Below are 16,839 nucleotides of genomic sequence, written 5' to 3'. Positions count from 1 at the left end.
GAATTTAAGCTTGATTTAATAGATAGGAAACTAAAGCTTTTTGGGCATGCATGCGATTTTCTGCTTGCTGATAAATAACCGATTTTTCTGATTCAATAATCTCTTCTTCTATTTCAAATCCAGGATGGATTGGCATATCATGCATGATATAAGGATTGTATCCTTGAAGATTCTTATAGCTAATTTGGAAAGGCATCATCGTTGCGATTCTTGCTTCCTTTTCTTCTTGATAGCTTTCATCGTTAAAGAACTCCATATCAATCCAAGTATCAGTATAAATGAAATCAGTAACAGGTAAAGCTTGCTCTAAGCTATCAAACTTTTGAATAAAACCGCTTTCGAATGCTTGACTCATTAACTCCTCATCCCAAGAAGCTTCATTTACAATTGGTGTCACAAGATTTAGCTTCACTCCAAGAGTCAGGCAGGCAATCACCAAGGAATTTGCCACATTATTATGAATTCCTACATACGTAATTGCTGCATTGTCAAACGATCCATTCACTTCATAAAAAGTCATTAAATCAGTTAACGCTTGACAAGGATGATATTTTTCACAGCATCCATTTATAACTGGAACACTAGAATATTTCGCTAGTTCTACAACATCTGTATGTTTTTTCAATCTTGCCATCATAATATCTGAATTTCTTGAAGCATATCTTGCTTCATATTGAATTGGAGAAATCGAAAAGTTACTTGAATCCCAATCCATATTAACTGCATATCCACCTAATTGGTTCATTCCTGATTGAAAGGATAGATTTGTTCTTGTTGACGTTTTTTGAAATAACATCAATAACCCTTTTTTAGAGCAATCTTCGTAGAAATTTTCCGGGTTCTTTTTCATTTCTACCGCTGTATGGATAATAGAAGTTATTTCATCTTTATTTAATTCTTTTAAAGTTAGTATATGTTTCAACGTTTCCACCTCGTGTGCATAATCATACATTAAGTTATATTAATATTCATTTTAGAGAGATGGAGATATTTTGTAAAGGGGTATTCTTTAATTCAGAAATTTCAATTAATAAGGAAGTGCTATTAATTGAAATTCATTCTTAATTCCCTTTTATTTCTAATAATTTTTGTCTTAATTCAGACTCCATTGAAGCAAGTTCAGATTCCGCTTGTCTTCGCTTATTACGCCCATCTTCTTGAATACGCAGCGTTTCTTCTAAAGTTGAAATCAAGCTTTCTTGCGTTTTTTTCAAGGTTTCAATATCAACTAATCCTCGTTCATTTTCTCTTGCTGTTTCGATCGTGTTTGTTTTCAGCATCTCAGCATTTTTTAATAGTAGTTCATTGGTTGTTTTTGAAACCTGTTTCTGTGCTTCTACAGCATGGTGTTGTCTTATGAGTGTTAAGGCAATGGCCACTTGATTTTTCCATAATGGAATAGCTGTCATGATAGACGACTGAATTTTTTCAACTAGCGCTTGATTTGTATTTTGAATAAGTCGAATTTGTGGGGCACTTTGAACTGTAATCTCTCTACTTAACTTTAAATCGTAGATCCTTTTATCTAAACGATCAGCGAATTGAAGCATATCATTTACTTCCTGAAACTTCATTTGATCCTCTGTTTCTTCTGCTTCTTTTCTTAGCTTTGGGATCGTGGTTTGATATAATTCATCTAACTTCACTTCTCCAGCAGCAATATAAACATTTAGTGCATGAAAATACTCCTTATTATTCTCATATAGATGGTCAAGCATTGTGATATCTGATAATAAAAGATTTTTGTTGCGTTCGAGCTTAACACTAATTCGATCTATTTGAGCCCCGGTTTTTTGGTATTTGGACAACACTTCTTGAATAGAACTTGAGATCCTTCCAAACATTTTTGCAAAAAACGAGGAACGTTCAGATTTTAATTCATCTGGATTTACCTCGTTTAATTTCTTCATCAATTCGCTGATAATTTCTCCAACTTCACCAACATCTCTTTTTTGTACATGCTCTAGCATACTATGAGAAAAGCTAAGCAGCTTTGATTGGGCTGGGGTTCCATAAGAGATCATTGCTTGATGATTTTTAGGATCGATTTGTTCAGCAAGCTGGAGCGCTTTTGCTCTGTTTTCTTCTGGTATTACATCGATAAGCTTTGTTGGTCCCTCTTTCTTTTGCATAGTTGGTACTTCTTGATGATCACCAAATGGATTTGAAAGTAATTCATCCATTAAATTTGCCTGACTTGTATTTTTTATTAAAGAAGACTGTTTTTCGGTCATTTTAACCTCCTGCTTTCGTCAAGAATGCTTGAATCTTTGATTGAGTTTATGGAATGTTTGGCAACATCCATTTCAAAATTTAGTTGATCAATGTCATCTGAAATCATTTCGTGTAAATCCTCTTGAACGTAATAGGTTAACTCGTCTAGCATCTGGCGTGTATCATCTAATGTCTGATTCAACTCCATGCTCTTGCTCGGCTGATCTGACAAAAAAACGTATTTTTCTGTTAGCTCAACAGCGGAATCTAAATGTGAAAAATAAAACCGTTCTGCTTTATAAAATCGTTTTGGTTCTTTTTTCGTTAATCTATATATTTTTCTTGTGAGTCGCATTAGCTCGATTCTTTTTTTCAAAGAAGGAAAGTGTCGAACTAACAGCAGTGACTTATGAAGTCGTGTTATTTTCTGCTTTGCTTCCTCCAAATTTCTTTTAATATACTTAAATTCTTTTCTCGTCAAGCCATGCTTTTTCAAAAAACGATTTTTAGCAATAACAGAAATCATTATATTTGCTAGTAACCCTCCAGCTACAGAGAATATAAATGAAAGGAAGTAGGTTTGGTTGAAAATGACAACACTCATCAACCAAATAATCATAGCTAAAGGTAAAACAATGGATGCTCGTATTAGAAAAAGTAAAAATGAATTCATGATCATTCGGCTCCTGTCATAGTCTCTTTTAAGAATTATACGAATAAACAAAATCAATGGTTTCAAGTGTATTTACGAATTGAGCAAGGAGTCAATATCACACCTTATTAAAACAATGATCGATTCGTTTCTTCTTCATGTTCAACCATACACGAAAAAAAAATACTTAACGATAGACTGTAAATGTAAAGTATTCTAAGACCAGAGACGTATTTTCATCCTCATTCTTATATTAGTTGAAATCAAGTTGTAGAGGGAAAAGAGAAGGATCTTCCTAAAAAAGGGATATAACTACTTTCATTTTACTCGTTTCTATTTATTGAATCTACAAGATAAAGAAAAAAAGGACACAACTTGATTGCATCCTTTTAAAAATATTATTTCTTATCAATCTGGCATAGCAAAACGCTATTTTATATTCTTTCAACATATTGAGGGTTCGCTGTTATATAGTTTCCGCTTTTAAGCTTGTACATTTTTGAACCATTCACTATCAATGTTTCTATTACCGTAAAGATCTCTCCTGCTTTAACAGTAGCCTTCTTGGCATTCCAATCAGGACGGTCATAGTACCAAAGTGAAGCGGCCTTTACTCTAATGCGGAATGTACTTTCATGGTTTTGCAATGTTATTCTTTCTCCTACATGAAATTGGCTAGGCTGGTCAAGTTGCGATGGTAACGGATGATTTGCAGCAGCGTACACAATGCTTACGTCATTAATAAATTGTTCAAATGTAATTCCATAGCGGTTTAAAGCATTGTCTGGGTCACTTCTTCTTTGTGGATCGAGTATTTTGTGCGATACAATATGCTTTCTAGGATCTAATCCAAATTTAATGCAAAGATAAGACATGTACCATACGTAGCGTTTATACGCTTCTGTAAAATTAATGCCCCCTCCCCAGCACAGCTCCACTGCGATTGCCGCATCGTTGGCATTTGCACCAAATAGTTGATTATCAGCAGGCTTTTGGTATTGTACATGCCATGCTTTTTCAGGAACATCGACAGGAATCATTTCAAGTATAAATTGATCATCAATAAAAGTATGTGCAGAGGCACTTGGCTGACTATTATGAAAGTAATTGCGGTTTGCATAGGCCGTTGAACCTGGATTTCCTGTATCATGTGCAACAATGAATTTCACTGTACCGATTTTTTGTCCACTTCTAGCATTTCCGAAATTAATAAAATCTTTTGTGATTGCATAGCTCATCGTTTTTTTCACTCCTTTTTAATTATTTCATACAAAAGCATGTCTGCTCGTAACGGCACATTCCTTATCTATTAAATAAAAAAAAGTGCCCTAAAAAGGCACCCATTTGTAGATGTTTCAAGAAATGTACACATTATATTTTTATGTTAAAAAGCTTAAACATTGATTTTATTATTCTGTTCCTGATTTATTAAAGGATTTGTTCCCCGTCATAGGTTGCAATTTTCTTATACAGATCAGGACGTCGATCTCTAAAAATTCCCCACTCAATTCGTTGGATCTCTAATTGATCCAGATCAAACTCAGCAACGATTACTTCTTCATTGTCACGGCTCGCTTCTGCCACTTTGTTTCCTTGAGGTCCTGCGATAAAAGATGAGCCATAGAAGGTAATGTTTGAGTCTTCATCTTCCTCTAATCCAATGCGATTTGAGGCAATCACAGGGACTAGGTTGGCTGCAGCATGTCCTAACATACAAACCTGCCAATGATCTTTCGAATCTATCGTACCATCCTGTGGTTCAGATCCAATCGCTGTTGGATAAAAAAGGATTTCTGCTCCCATTAAAGCCATACATCTAGCAGCTTCAGGATACCACTGATCCCAACATACCCCTATGCCAATTTTTCCATAACGTGTATTCCAAACTTTAAACCCAGTGTCTCCAGGGTTAAAATAAAATTTTTCTTCATAGCCTGGACCATCTGGAATATGACTCTTACGATATAATCCAAGCACCTCTCCATTTGCATCAACGACAGCTAAAGAGTTATAACGAGCATTATTTTTCTTTTCATAAAAACTTATTGGCAATACAACTTGAAGCTCCTTGGCAATTTTTCTAAAATGATTAACAGCCTTATTTTGTTCTAATTCCGTTGCATACACATAATAATCTGATTTTTCTTTTTGACAAAAATACGGCGTTTCAAATAGCTCTTGAAGAAGGATAATTTGTGCTCCTTTTCCAGCAGCCGCTCTTACAAGGGACTCAGCCTTACGAATATTTTCTTCGATATTATTAGAACAGCTCATCTGTGTCGCTGCTACTTTTACTTTTCTCATGATCCATCCCTCATTTATCAACTAGATTTTCACCATTTGTTGGGTAGTACAATGCACATTTCCACCCTCTTTAATAATAGACATACCATCGATTTTTCGAATTTTTCTATCAGGAAAAACAGACAATAATACCTTTTCCGCCATTTTATCCGTTTCTTCAGCTTCCCCGCCAAAAACAGGAAGGATAATTCCGTCATTCACAAAATAGAAATTCAAATAGCTTAACGTCAGTCTGCTTCCATCATGCTCAGTCTTCGGAGGCTGCCCGATTGGAATGATTTCTAGCTTTCTTCCTTTTGCATCTATAGTATTTCTTAAAATTTCAAGATTTTCTTGCGTGATCGCATAGTTTTCATCACTCGGATCATCACAAACCTGAATCAATATTTTTCCTGGCGCTGCAAAACAAGCAATGTTATCCACATGCCCATCCGTTTCATCACCGCTTAACCCTTTCTTAAGCCAAATAACCTTTTCGATATTTAAGAACTGCTTTAAATAATCTTCAATTTGACTTTTCGTCATTTCTTTATTGCGGTTCGGATTTAATAGACACTCTTCTGTTGTAAGGACCGTTCCTTCTCCATCTACATGAATGGAGCCGCCTTCGATTACAAGTGGTGCATCAAAACGTTTGACACCATAATGGTCAAGGATTTGCGGTGCCACCTGATCATCTAAATCCCATGGAGCGTATTTGCCTCCCCACGCATTAAATTTCCAGTTGACTCCTGCTATGTTTCCATCCTCATTGATCAAAAAAGTTGGACCATTATCACGTATCCACGCATCATTATGTGCAATAGCGAGGAAATCAACATTCGCTTCTGAAAAATAATTTTTTACCTGCTCGACTTCACCAGGATTTACAACGACCGTCACAGGTTCAAATTCAGCAATAGCCTTTACTAGTTCTATATAATATCCCTTAACAACCTTTTCATAATCCTCAGGGAAGCACATCGATTCTTGAACAGGCCATGCAACAAATGTACGCTCATGGTTCGTCCATTCCGCAGGCATTTTATAATTTAAAGATTTTGGATCCATCTAATAACCTCTTTATCATAAATATTTAAATTTAAATTTGAATTTTGAATCAGTTAAAAAAAGTTCAATCTGCCAATCATTATCACATAATTAGGAATGGGATTTCAATAGATTAATTTTGTCACTGAAAATATGGGCGGATTAGCGGAGAGTCGAGATTATGCTACAGAATCAAAGCTCTTTTTTCGCATATAATCTCGTACTTGATGATGGAGAGAATTTTATTTTATATTGATCTCCTATTTCTTGCTTTACTTTTTCTGTTAAAATAAGCCCTCTTGCGTTAAATTCCTTCTCAAGCACAATCCCATTTGGAAGCAATACATCCTTATCCCAATCGATCCACTCTCCATATGTCATTGCCCAAGATGATAATTCCATTTCTAGCATTTTTGAAACCGATAGGGCTTCAATTTCAAGATTACAGCCGCATTTGCTGCACCAAATTGGATCTGCTCCAACATCTCCTTCAATTATCAATTCATTTGTTTCATTACAGGCACAATTAAAGTTCATGTCATTTCCCCCAAGTAATTTTTATTTCAATCGTATGCTATAAAAGCGCATGGCTTCCAAATTTCCTTCGAACTCAAATACCCCTCGCTCTATCAATTTCCTTAGACGATATTCTAAAAACTCGTCACCTGCATATTGGTCTAATATCCTCAGCTCCAATTAAGATAGGGATCATTCAATGTATTCCTTTCAAACCTCATTTGCACTATCCTAATCTTTGAAAATCTTTACTTAAACACGCTTTTTTTAGTCTTTTTGGCTTTATTAAATACTTTATATCAGAAAGATTATCGTAAGACAGTTGAATATGAAAATAATTGATATATTCAAGTATGGAAAAAATATAAATAAATCCTGCTATGGACAAGCCTTTAACAGGAAGTGAAGGATACCATTTGTAAAAATCGATAACAAAAAGTAAAGGGGTGATTAGCATTAGTCCAATATTCCATTTTTTTATCCTCTTTAATCGATGGACAATATGTGTAGGGGTTATGGCTGTATTTTCTATTTTTAATCGTTTCCATTTTGCATACCAATACATAGTTCCTTGTACTAAGAGAAGCTCTAAAAGAAAAAATGAAATCCAAAAAGAATAAAGAGAATACAAATGCAAATGAGTAAATACCTTATTCAAAATGAAACTAAGAATCATAAAGCTAATTACTGAAAATGATTCTCCTGTATATAAATATGACAATCTCTTTTCTATTTTCACCTTCAATTGTTTCACCTGATTTATAACAGCTGTTTTTTATTGTATGGAATAACGATCTTTCTTTTCATCATTTCGGTGTGCTGCATCACCCTCTAAAATGATTTCGATATTTCCATCTTTAATTTCTATAATAGTTAGACTTGTATCATGGATAAAAGGAGGAGACCAAAGGTTTTCTAAAGGTAGTTTTTTACAATATGACAATAATGCTTTAATAGAAATTGTATGTGTCACAACTAGAATATTGCCATTATCATTTTCTGATACAATTCGCCTAAAAATATCTTTTACTCTTTCTAGAAGTTGATAAAAACCCTCTCCTGATTTTGGAATGTATAGATGTGGTGTATTCCAAAATGCATGATAATCTTCAGGGTCATTTTTTTGAAGAAAGTCGTGTGTTAATCCTTCCCAATCACCTAGATTCATTTCCCTAAGATTATCATCTTTTAATATTGGCTGCTTTCTATCACCTAGTATTAATTTAGCAGTCATTAATGTTCGTTTACTTGGACTTGAATAAATAGACTGAAATTCAATATCTTTCAGCCTGTTTCCAAGTGATAAAGCGTTTTTTATCCCTTTTTCGGTTAGATCCGAGTCTTTCCATCCCTGTAGCTTTTTTTGTGTATTCCACACAGTTTCCCCATGCCTCGTAATGAAAAGTCTTAACATGTATTTCTCTCCTTCAATTAAATCCTTTAATTAACATTTTACCATTTTATTAGAAAAAGTGTTTTCTTATTAAATCTCTTTTATATGCACAATGATAATAGATTCTACCAGAACCAAATCCATATAATGATAGACTTTTTTAATAAAGGGTTATCCGATTGCCTAAGGAAATTCTCAATTTATGTACTCCCCCATTCTCGGTAGAATCCACCTTTTACGATGAAAGCTCCACAAGTCACTTATTGTTTATGATAAACGACCTCTGGATAAAGCTTTGATTTTGTTTCTGAATATGGAATGTATGTCGATATATCATTGCTTTTTTCATCAGAAGGGTACCATATATCGACCATTAATTCTCTGTAATCATCATTCTTACTCGTAAGATCTTCCTCCCTACCTTCGTCTACCATATGATAAGAAATTCTTCCAATGTTGTATTTTCCAGTTGGTTCAGGTAATTTAGGTATTGGAAAACTTACGTATAAAAGTAAAGTTATAGTAATTGAAAGAAACCCAATAATAGAGATTGTTTTCCACCATTTCCATCTAGTTAAAAGAATCAATGTTAATCCAACAGAGTAGACATAGATCGGTACCATTTGCCAAGTAGTAGTCCTAAAAATGAAAAATGGGATAGAAGATATTCCCGTAAGCTCTCCCAAAAATATTAATACTCTCGTTTTCTTCTTTTTGCTGAACAACATAAATATGCATATTCCCGTTATTATTAATAGGATTAATGTATCAATTAATCTCATTTAATCACCTCAATAAAAGTATAAATCACGAGTATTAAAGCTATGTAAACTACATGAAAAAAATGCCTAACTCTCATTGCGATGCACTACAACGCAGAGGTCTAGACATTTTTGAATGTAGTAATCTAATTTTCTAATAAACTTCTCAATTTTGTATAAGGTGTACATGATCCATTTCTACCGATAAGGTCACCCTTGATCCGACTCTAACAGAAAGTTTTTGCCATTCATTCCTTGATAAAGCAACATGCCAAGTTCCACTCCCCTTACAGATCAAATCAACATGTGTACGATTGATCATTTCCTTATCTACATAAGCGCTCCAGGCATTTGGTTTGTCAATAGAAAGTGCATCGGCAGTCACTTTAAGTTGACCTGATTGAAGCAAGAGGCATACTTCATTTTGTATATGATCCGTTAGCAGTTTATCAGGTATTGGCCCTATGAGCAATTCTTTCTCCATGTCCTTAAACCAGGGTAAGCCTCCTACCATGTTAATCTTGCCTTGTATGATATTTTCACACTGAAGAAAATTTGCTACAAAAAGTGAATCGGGTTGATGAAATACGTCGTAAGGCTTTCCTTGCTGTAGTATTTCCCCCTGATTCATTACGATTAACTTAGTCCCCATCTGTAGCGCCTCATTAAAATCATGCGTCACATGAATCATGCATAACCCTTCTGAATGATGTATCTCTTGTAGCAGCGTCCGCATGGAATCGCGTGTTTGTGGGTCTAAAGCGGATAACGGCTCGTCTAAAAGAAGAACAGGCGGACTAATCAAAATAGCCCTAACCAACGAGACTCTCTGCTTTTCTCCCCCGCTTAAAGACTTAGGAAAACGCTGCAGCAGATGAGAAATACCCATCGCTTCCGTCAGTCTGATCATTCTTTTCAAGATGTTTGTTTCCTTATGCATTTTTCTGGCTCTTGCTCCGAATAAAATGTTATCTTTCACATTCAGGAAAGGATAAAGCAAACTATCCTGATAGGCAAAACCCAAACCCCTTGCCTCTGGAGGCAAGAGAGTAATATCCCTTTCCCCTAAAAATATCTGGCCTGTATTAAATTTTCGTAATCCTGCCATTGTTTCAAGCAGCATTGTTTTTCCACATCCGGTCGGCCCTAAAACAATTAAATAGTCATCTTTATTCAAGGAAAAAGATATATCCTTTAGCTTAAATCCACCCGCTTGAACATTCAGTCCTGTTACTTGAAAGAAAGGCTTCTTCATGTACGTGCCTCATTTCGCAAGACAAATTTTATACTAATTAATAGAATCAAGGTGATGAATATCATCACAATTGCTGTAGAAATAGCAAATTTTATATCTCCGATGGACATATTAAGAAAAACGGCTACTGAAAGTGTTTCGGTCTTCATCCTAGTTATCCCCGCAAGCATAGCAGTAGCCCCAAACTCCCCCAACGCTCGGGTCCAAGCCATCATTATCCCACTTAAAATTGCGTTTTTTGTTAAGGGCAAGGTCACTTTAAAAAAGACCATTGTAGGAGAAAAACCTAAAGTTCGGGCTATGTTCTCCATCCGTTGATCAATCGATGCAAAACCTTGCTGAAAAATTTTAATCGCATATGGGGTTGCAATAAACCATTGAGCTACAATAACGCCTAATGGGGAAAAGACAATATTAATTCCAGCTTGTTCTAGATGTTTCCCCATAAAAGGACCAAAGAAAATCAATAAAGCAATCCCACTTACTAGTGGGGGAAGAGCAATTGGAATATCCAGTAATGTATCAAAGAATGCTCTGCCAGGAAGTTTATACCGTGAAAGAATATAACCACATGGCAATGCTGCAATGGTCGCAAAAAATGTAGCTAACAAAGAAGTCCAAAGCGTAAACAAAAGTGAAAAATGAAACTCTGGGTGTAGAAGAACATTTGCCACGGTTTTTAAATCACTATAAGATAGCAACCCGACAATTAATAACAGAAGAAATAAGATGATTAGGAAAAATACAAATCCAAAAAGAATAAACAACAAGCTACTTTTTATAGGGTTATTAAGGTTTTTTCGTCTTAAACCCATATTTTTCAAAGACCTCAGGACCTTTTTCCTCAACATATTTCAAAAAGTCTAGAGCCTGCTTTTTATCAGTGGAGTAGGCTAGGGAAGCGATTGGAATAGCTTCTACCTCATTTAGTTCAGGAGCAATTTCAATAACCTCAATTTTGTCTTGGATATTAAATGTATTACTGTACTCAACGATCCCTGCATTACCTTGCCCCATTGTAATGGCAGACAAAACTTTATGAGGTGATTCTAAATTTGCAATAATGTTCTTTTCAATATCAGATGTTTTACCTGTTTTTTCGAAGATCTTATAGGCGGTTCTTCCAATGGCTGTGGCATCTTTATCAGGAATAACTAGCTTAACCCCTTGTTTTGAAAGATCTTCAACTGAAGACACTTGTCCGGAATTATCTTTAGGTGTAATGATTACCGGAGTATGATAAGCAATTGGACTAATTACTTGAACAATATGCCCTTTTTGCTTCGCTTGTTCTACAAAAGGCATTCCGCCAGGCATATAGATATCCCCTTTTTTCATTGTCTCCACTTGATTTAATAAAGCTCCTGAATTGTTAAAGGTAAGCTCCACTTTAACCCCGGTTTTTTCTTCATAGGATTCAGCCAGATCAGTAATTGGATTTTTGAGATTTGCTCCAACATAAGCAAATAAAGTCTTGGGTTCTTCCTGTTGCTGCACGGGTTCTTTGCTGCAGCCTACTACACCAAATAAAAGAATTACTAAAAGAAAACTTTTTACAAAAGCATCAATATCCATTTTTTTCATTACAACACGCTCCTTCAGAAAAAATTATTTAGTTATAGATAAATACAACTAATTATATTTGGATATATTTAGCTATAATTTCATAGAATTATAGCTTATTAAATTTTGTTAAACAATATTGTTCACAGAATCTTCTGTGAATTCCTAAAAATTAGATATAACTACTTTATTCTACTTTTAATTTATTTCTAAAAGATATAAAATAATTAACGTTTTGAAATGAAGTCGCTATACTCCCTAAGTCCAAAATGAGGTGTGAAAGGAGAAAGGCGATGGAACACAGAGGGGAAAAATGAAAAAAAGCAACCTTCCTTAATGAAAAGTCACTTACAATTAGAGAAAATCTATAATATTAAAGCTTTAAATTTCCAACACCTGCAAGAACGATCGTGTACTAAGTCCATTTATCTCAGACCATATTACATAATTTCCTGCTTTTTTCCCCTGACTTAATGACAATATCAACAGACGTTGCATTACCACTTTCAATATGGTTTTTCATTCGTGTGTATCTCCCCTTTCTTAGATTTTTATAAAATTCTTTTTTATAAAACTTCTTTTGAATCTGTTATGTTGATTACATCAATAGATAGTTGCTCAAAATTATAATCCTGAAAAATACCTCTTGATTTCAAAAATAGTTCCAAGGGCATCCTACTTTTATCTACGAAATAATTGGATTTGGTTTCACTTTTTTCAACTTTCTGTAAAAAAATATTCAATCCAGCAATTTCTTTAGCTTCTCCAACGTTTCCTGCGTTTCTGGCATATGAATAGTGACCAATAAATCCGGTGAGTCACTGACCTGGAAAGAAAGGTGACCAAGAATCAATTCTCCTATTTTAGGATGGTAGAGAAGCTTTCTTCCTTCCGGTGTATCTAAAACATCATGCCTAGGCCACCATTCCCTAAATTCCTTGCTCTCCTTCAATAGTTTATCGATCATTTCCGACCACCATGGATCATCAATATACCTTCCGTAAGATGCACGAAACTGTGCTAGCCGTCTTTTGCCGTGTTCTTCCCAATTGTCCAGCATCCCCTTCATATAAAATGAAGTGAAAGTGCGCCAAACAGAATTCCGTTCCAACTCCGACATCTTGTTATAATCTCCAAAAACCTTGCATGCGCCCCGATTCCAGGCAACAATATCCCATCTCAGATTTGTCACATAAGCAGGATTGGGATCCTGAAAGTCAAGAAATTGCTGTAACGCTGAACTTACCTGATTCTGATCCTCAATGCAGTCAAGTGGTATACTCTGTCTGGCCAGAAGAAACAAATGCCTTCTCTCACTGGCAGTCAATTGCAGCACCCTTCCTAATTCCTCTAAAACCTGTGATGATACATTTATGTCTCTGCCTTGTTCCAACCAGGTGTACCAATCCACACTAACCCCTACTAATTGCGCTACTTCTTCACGCCTCAGACCTGCAGTACGTCTTCTGCTGCCATAAGGCAATCCAACCTTTTCAGGATGGAGCCGAGATCGTCTTATTTTTAAAAATTCTCCTAACTGCTTATTACGTGTCAAATCAATCTCCTTCATTAAAACCTCCATTATGTATAAAAAATTGCCAGGAAGAATTGAAAAGGTAGGAGTATCAATCCCCTGATAAGTTCTTCTCTAGCTACTCTTTTGTTTTCATTATACATTATAAAAGTTCTTCAAATGATGATTCAATTTGTATAGTCGTAGAAAGGAGGCATGATTATAAAGAATAGTACTTTGAATCCATCTAGCCACTCTACCATGGGTTAAAAGCGTTATAAATCTAGAACACTACCTTTGTTTCATTTGAAAAAATTAACATACAGGAGGTTGTCCAAATGAAAAGAATGCTGTGGGTCATTCTTATAATGGCTGTTGGAACTACGTTTTCTTCGCCCTTATTCCCCTTATATCAAGAACAATTTAATATGAGCGATTTGGAGATCACATTATTATTTGCCGTTTATGCTGCATTTCTTTTGCCAACATTATTAATTGCGGGACCAATAGGAAACGTACGAGGACTAAAAAATGTATTACTGACGAGTATTGCTATTTCTATTTTGTCAGCTATCGTCTTCATTGTAAGCAATCAACCATGGCTACTTTACCTAGCTAGAATATTTGAAGGGATCGCATTCGGTGCTTTTATGGGTAACGCTACAGCCTTCTTGTTAAAACAAAGTCCGAAAGAAAAAGTTATCAAAGCATTAACTTTATCCAGTATGGCTATAATGATTGGATTTGGACTAGGACCAGCGATAAGCGGTTTACTCATTCAGTACGCTCATTTCCAGCCGATTCGATTGCCATATATACTGCTTACAATTTTGTTATTAAGTGCTGTAATTGCTCTGTGGTCGATATCTGACATTCAAAGCCAAAACAAAAATACGATTTCGATGAAACTCAAAATCAGTGTACCAATGAATATGCGTTCAGTTTTCTGGTCTTTTATCGCCTTGTCTGGATTTATTGTTTTCTCCCTTAATGGCATTGTTTTATCATTAATTCCTTCTTTTACTAAAAATATTTTACATACCTCTAATCTTTCCATTTCAGGGTTGTTAATATTGCTTCTTCTCGGTGGAGGAGGATTAGCCCAACGAACTTCATGGCCTTACAGCCCTGTTACTCGGGTACGAATTGGGATCCTTTTTCTGTTAATGGGTTCATGGTTTATGATCATTTCCGGGGAAACAATAAATCTTGGATTACTATGGACGGGAATATTCATTCAAGCAATCGGTGGTGGATGGGCATTTCAAGCAAGTCTCCAATTGGCTGGCAGCACACCAGAACCTATTGATCGAGCAGGAGTCATATCAACCTATTATTCCGCCTCCTACTCAGGATTTATCATTCCAATTATTGGGGTAGGCGTGGTAAGCTCGTTTTTTGGCTTATTTAATTCGCTCATTATATTAAATGTGATAGCAACAATTATCGTAATGTTTCTTGTTGGTTGTTCATTTAAATATAAAGCATATTTCGTCGACCAAGCTTTAATAAAGTAAATTAAAAAAGAGTTGTCATATAAGGATTATATAAATTTTCAGATCGTTTATTACGGATAATGCGTTTTTGGAATGTTAAAAAAGATTGATATCGGGCTTTAACATGCAGAAGGCTACTACTTCAACTAGCTAATTAACTAGAAAAATAGATTGATAACTGCACGTAAAACCCGATTTATTCAACTCCCCATTAGTACGAATAAAGCCATAACTGATAGCAGCATCACTCTATAATGATCCATAGCTATTGCGGACAATTAATTCTGTAGGAACAAATGTCATTAATGGAAGACTAGTATGATATTGAATTTTTTGGAGGAGCATTCTAACAGCAAGTCTCCCCATCTCTTCTTTATGAACATGTACAGTTGTTAAAGGTGGCGTCATAAAAGAAGACATTTCTAGATTATCAAAGGCAATTATCGCGATATCATCTGGAATTGTGAGACCAGCTTCTTGAATGGCTCGATAAGCTCCATATGCCATTCTATCGCTCGCAATAAAGACAGCTGTTGGTCTCTTATGATGTTGAAGAATGCGAGACATTGCCGTACAGCCTTCTGTTATATCAAAATTCCCGTCTTGAACCCATTCAGGAACAAGCGAAATACCGGATTTTTTTAATGCTTCTTGATACCCTAAGAATCTGCCTTCTTGTTCTAAAGGAATGTTAGAGTCGGCTATAGAGGAACCAATAAAAGCAATATCCTTATGACCCTTTTTAATTAATGTCGTTACTGCATGATAAGAGGCTTGAAAGAAATCAACTGTTACACAATCTATATGACCACTTTGGAGACCTCCCGCAGAAATGACAGGAGCTAAACCTGATAATCTATCTAAAATTTCTGCGTCCATGGTTCCAACACATATTAGTGCTAAATTTTCTTCCTCTAGAGCAAAATTGGATTGAAGGAGTTCGTTTGTATCATATGTAACGCTTAATATATGTCCATGATCAAGAAGCTCCCGTTCAATTCCATAGATGATTTCTGAGAAGTAAGGATCATAGTATTTTCTTTTCATGTTATAAAGAACACAACCAAATTTCATTCCAGAAATTTTCTCGTCTTTTTGCGGAATGTTTCTGGTTTTTTTATATCCTAAATCTTGTGCAAGTGTTAATATATCATTAATTTTGAGTTGATCTACAGATGTTGGCTGATTATTCAGCACTCTTGATACTGTAGAAATGGACACATTCGTCTTTTCTGCAATATCTTTTAATGTTACTTTCACCTCCTCACCTCCATCGTTTTTTTTGAAAGCGTTAACAATCATGTGTTCATTTTAAAATAAACTTCTGAAAAAACCAAGAAAAATTTCTAGAAAATTTTCTACATTTTTCGCATGTTAAACGTGGAATTATGCTTAACTTAACATGTATCTAGATTATTTCCCTTTCATCTTTTATTTTTGAGATGATACCAGCTCTAATTAAAAAGGGCTGTTCATGCTAAATAATCTTCTAGTTTACAGCAATGGACTTTCATCTAATAAAAAATGCTATAATAAAATCCGAAGGAAAGGAGGCATCCTGTGTTTTTTCGAGAAGCAACAGCAGATGAAATTGAATATATCTATCAAATGGGATACATAGAATGGGCAAAAGGAAGAACATTTGAACAGTATGTAAAAGATAATCAAAAGGAAGAAGATTTTGGCACGCGATATGTGTATGTAGATCAAAACAACAAAATTATTGGTTCGATGATTGTTTTATCTTTAGAGATACAACTATTTAATCAAAAACATCCTCTCCATGGACTCGGCTCCATCGTCATAAATCGGGATTATCAGAAAATGGGATACGGTAAAGAGATGATAAAGGAATGTATTTCTATGTTCGAGAAACAAGAAGAAAATGCAAGCTTTATTCTATATAGTGACATAAGCCCTCATTATTACCACCAATTTAACTTTAGGGAGTTGCCGAAAAATCAACAACGGTACCCTAAATCAATTTGTATGATTTCTTGTAATGATACTACTTATTATGAAATCTCAAAACTACCAATCAATCTGATTCCATCTTATTTTTAAGACGATAGAATTACGGTTTCACTTATTTTATTAGGAATAATTTGATAAAAGGTAAAAACCACCTTAACATTTGCATTTA

17 protein-coding genes and 2 pseudogenes are annotated in these 16,839 nt (G+C 35.1%); 2 read left to right on the top strand and 17 right to left on the bottom strand.

Features of this window, described 5'->3' with window-relative positions; genetic code table 11:
- Positions 1-4: 4 nt before the first annotated feature.
- From FDO66_RS01585 to FDO66_RS01510, 16 genes and pseudogenes are all read right to left on the bottom strand, one after another.
- On the bottom strand, positions 5-922 hold the full coding sequence (locus tag FDO66_RS01585; protein WP_141430643.1) for a Rossmann-fold NAD(P)-binding domain-containing protein: 918 nt from the start codon (positions 920-922) through the stop codon (positions 5-7).
- A 139-nt stretch (positions 923-1,061) separates the two neighbouring features.
- The gene (locus tag FDO66_RS01580; protein WP_141430642.1) at positions 1,062-2,234 is read right to left on the bottom strand and encodes a toxic anion resistance protein; all 1,173 of its coding nucleotides are present in this window, start codon (positions 2,232-2,234) and stop codon (positions 1,062-1,064) included.
- Positions 2,231-2,887 (bottom strand): 5-bromo-4-chloroindolyl phosphate hydrolysis family protein, encoded by a 657-nt coding sequence (locus tag FDO66_RS01575; protein ID WP_141430641.1) that lies wholly within the window; start codon positions 2,885-2,887, stop codon positions 2,231-2,233. Before FDO66_RS01575 ends, FDO66_RS01580 begins: the two co-directional genes overlap by 4 nt.
- Before the next feature lie 413 nt (positions 2,888-3,300).
- Positions 3,301-3,591, bottom strand: coding sequence for a DUF5776 domain-containing protein (locus FDO66_RS21150; protein WP_258535531.1), 291 nt, complete (start codon positions 3,589-3,591; stop codon positions 3,301-3,303).
- A pseudogene (locus FDO66_RS01565) lies at positions 3,580-4,104 on the bottom strand (peptidoglycan recognition protein family protein); the annotation flags it as partial. The pseudogene FDO66_RS01565 and the gene FDO66_RS21150, both read right to left, overlap by 12 nt.
- 190 nt (positions 4,105-4,294) lie before the next feature.
- Complete coding sequence (gene aguB, locus FDO66_RS01560) at positions 4,295-5,170, bottom strand: N-carbamoylputrescine amidase (protein WP_141430640.1); 876 nt, start codon at positions 5,168-5,170, stop codon at positions 4,295-4,297.
- Positions 5,171-5,191: 21 nt separating this feature from the next.
- Entirely contained in the window at positions 5,192-6,220 is a 1,029-nt protein-coding gene (locus tag FDO66_RS01555) for an agmatine deiminase family protein (protein ID WP_141430639.1), read from the bottom strand.
- Between the two features lie 171 nt (positions 6,221-6,391).
- The gene (locus tag FDO66_RS01550) at positions 6,392-6,736 is read right to left on the bottom strand and encodes a hypothetical protein (RefSeq protein ID WP_141430638.1); all 345 of its coding nucleotides are present in this window, start codon (positions 6,734-6,736) and stop codon (positions 6,392-6,394) included.
- A 21-nt stretch (positions 6,737-6,757) separates the two neighbouring features.
- Positions 6,758-6,880 (bottom strand): annotated as a pseudogene (locus tag FDO66_RS01545) (DUF3658 domain-containing protein); the annotation flags it as partial.
- 61 nt (positions 6,881-6,941) lie between these two features.
- On the bottom strand, positions 6,942-7,460 hold the full coding sequence (locus tag FDO66_RS01540; RefSeq protein WP_141430637.1) for a general stress protein: 519 nt from the start codon (positions 7,458-7,460) through the stop codon (positions 6,942-6,944).
- 30 nt (positions 7,461-7,490) lie between these two features.
- On the bottom strand, positions 7,491-8,129 hold the full coding sequence (locus FDO66_RS01535; protein WP_141430636.1) for a histidine phosphatase family protein: 639 nt from the start codon (positions 8,127-8,129) through the stop codon (positions 7,491-7,493).
- A gap of 239 nt (positions 8,130-8,368) precedes the next feature.
- Positions 8,369-8,890, bottom strand: a complete 522-nt coding sequence (locus FDO66_RS01530) for a hypothetical protein (RefSeq protein ID WP_141430635.1) — start codon at positions 8,888-8,890, stop codon at positions 8,369-8,371.
- Between the two features lie 145 nt (positions 8,891-9,035).
- Positions 9,036-10,124 carry an ABC transporter ATP-binding protein gene (locus FDO66_RS01525; protein ID WP_141430634.1) on the bottom strand — a complete coding sequence of 363 codons (1,089 nt, stop codon included), beginning with the start codon at positions 10,122-10,124 and terminating at the stop codon, positions 9,036-9,038.
- Positions 10,121-10,939 carry an ABC transporter permease gene (locus tag FDO66_RS01520; protein ID WP_141430633.1) on the bottom strand — a complete coding sequence of 273 codons (819 nt, stop codon included), beginning with the start codon at positions 10,937-10,939 and terminating at the stop codon, positions 10,121-10,123. The genes FDO66_RS01525 and FDO66_RS01520 overlap by 4 nt, the downstream gene beginning before the upstream one ends.
- The gene (gene modA, locus FDO66_RS01515) at positions 10,914-11,708 is read right to left on the bottom strand and encodes a molybdate ABC transporter substrate-binding protein (protein WP_141430632.1); all 795 of its coding nucleotides are present in this window, start codon (positions 11,706-11,708) and stop codon (positions 10,914-10,916) included. The genes FDO66_RS01520 and modA overlap by 26 nt, the downstream gene beginning before the upstream one ends.
- Before the next feature lie 718 nt (positions 11,709-12,426).
- Positions 12,427-13,257: a helix-turn-helix transcriptional regulator gene (locus FDO66_RS01510; protein WP_141430631.1), complete on the bottom strand. Its 831-nt coding sequence runs from the start codon at positions 13,255-13,257 to the stop codon at positions 12,427-12,429.
- Between the two features lie 281 nt (positions 13,258-13,538).
- Here FDO66_RS01510 and FDO66_RS01505 point away from each other — a divergent pair, with 281 nt between their 5' ends.
- Positions 13,539-14,717 carry an MFS transporter gene (locus tag FDO66_RS01505; protein ID WP_141430630.1) on the top strand — a complete coding sequence of 393 codons (1,179 nt, stop codon included), beginning with the start codon at positions 13,539-13,541 and terminating at the stop codon, positions 14,715-14,717.
- Positions 14,718-14,945: 228 nt separating this feature from the next.
- Here FDO66_RS01505 and FDO66_RS01500 read toward each other — a convergent pair whose 3' ends face one another.
- Positions 14,946-15,956, bottom strand: a complete 1,011-nt coding sequence (locus FDO66_RS01500; RefSeq protein ID WP_181444402.1) for a LacI family DNA-binding transcriptional regulator — start codon at positions 15,954-15,956, stop codon at positions 14,946-14,948.
- A 300-nt stretch (positions 15,957-16,256) separates the two neighbouring features.
- Here FDO66_RS01500 and FDO66_RS01495 point away from each other — a divergent pair, with 300 nt between their 5' ends.
- Positions 16,257-16,760, top strand: a complete 504-nt coding sequence (locus tag FDO66_RS01495) for a GNAT family N-acetyltransferase (RefSeq protein ID WP_141430628.1) — start codon at positions 16,257-16,259, stop codon at positions 16,758-16,760.
- Positions 16,761-16,839: the final 79 nt, after the last annotated feature.

Origin of the sequence: Bacillus sp. 03113 (assembly GCF_006546985.1) — a bacterium.
Taxonomy (GTDB): domain Bacteria; phylum Bacillota; class Bacilli; order Bacillales; family Cytobacillaceae; genus VATK01.
Note: the sequence above shows the minus strand (reverse complement) of the source record. Positions and strands in the feature narration are given on the sequence as shown.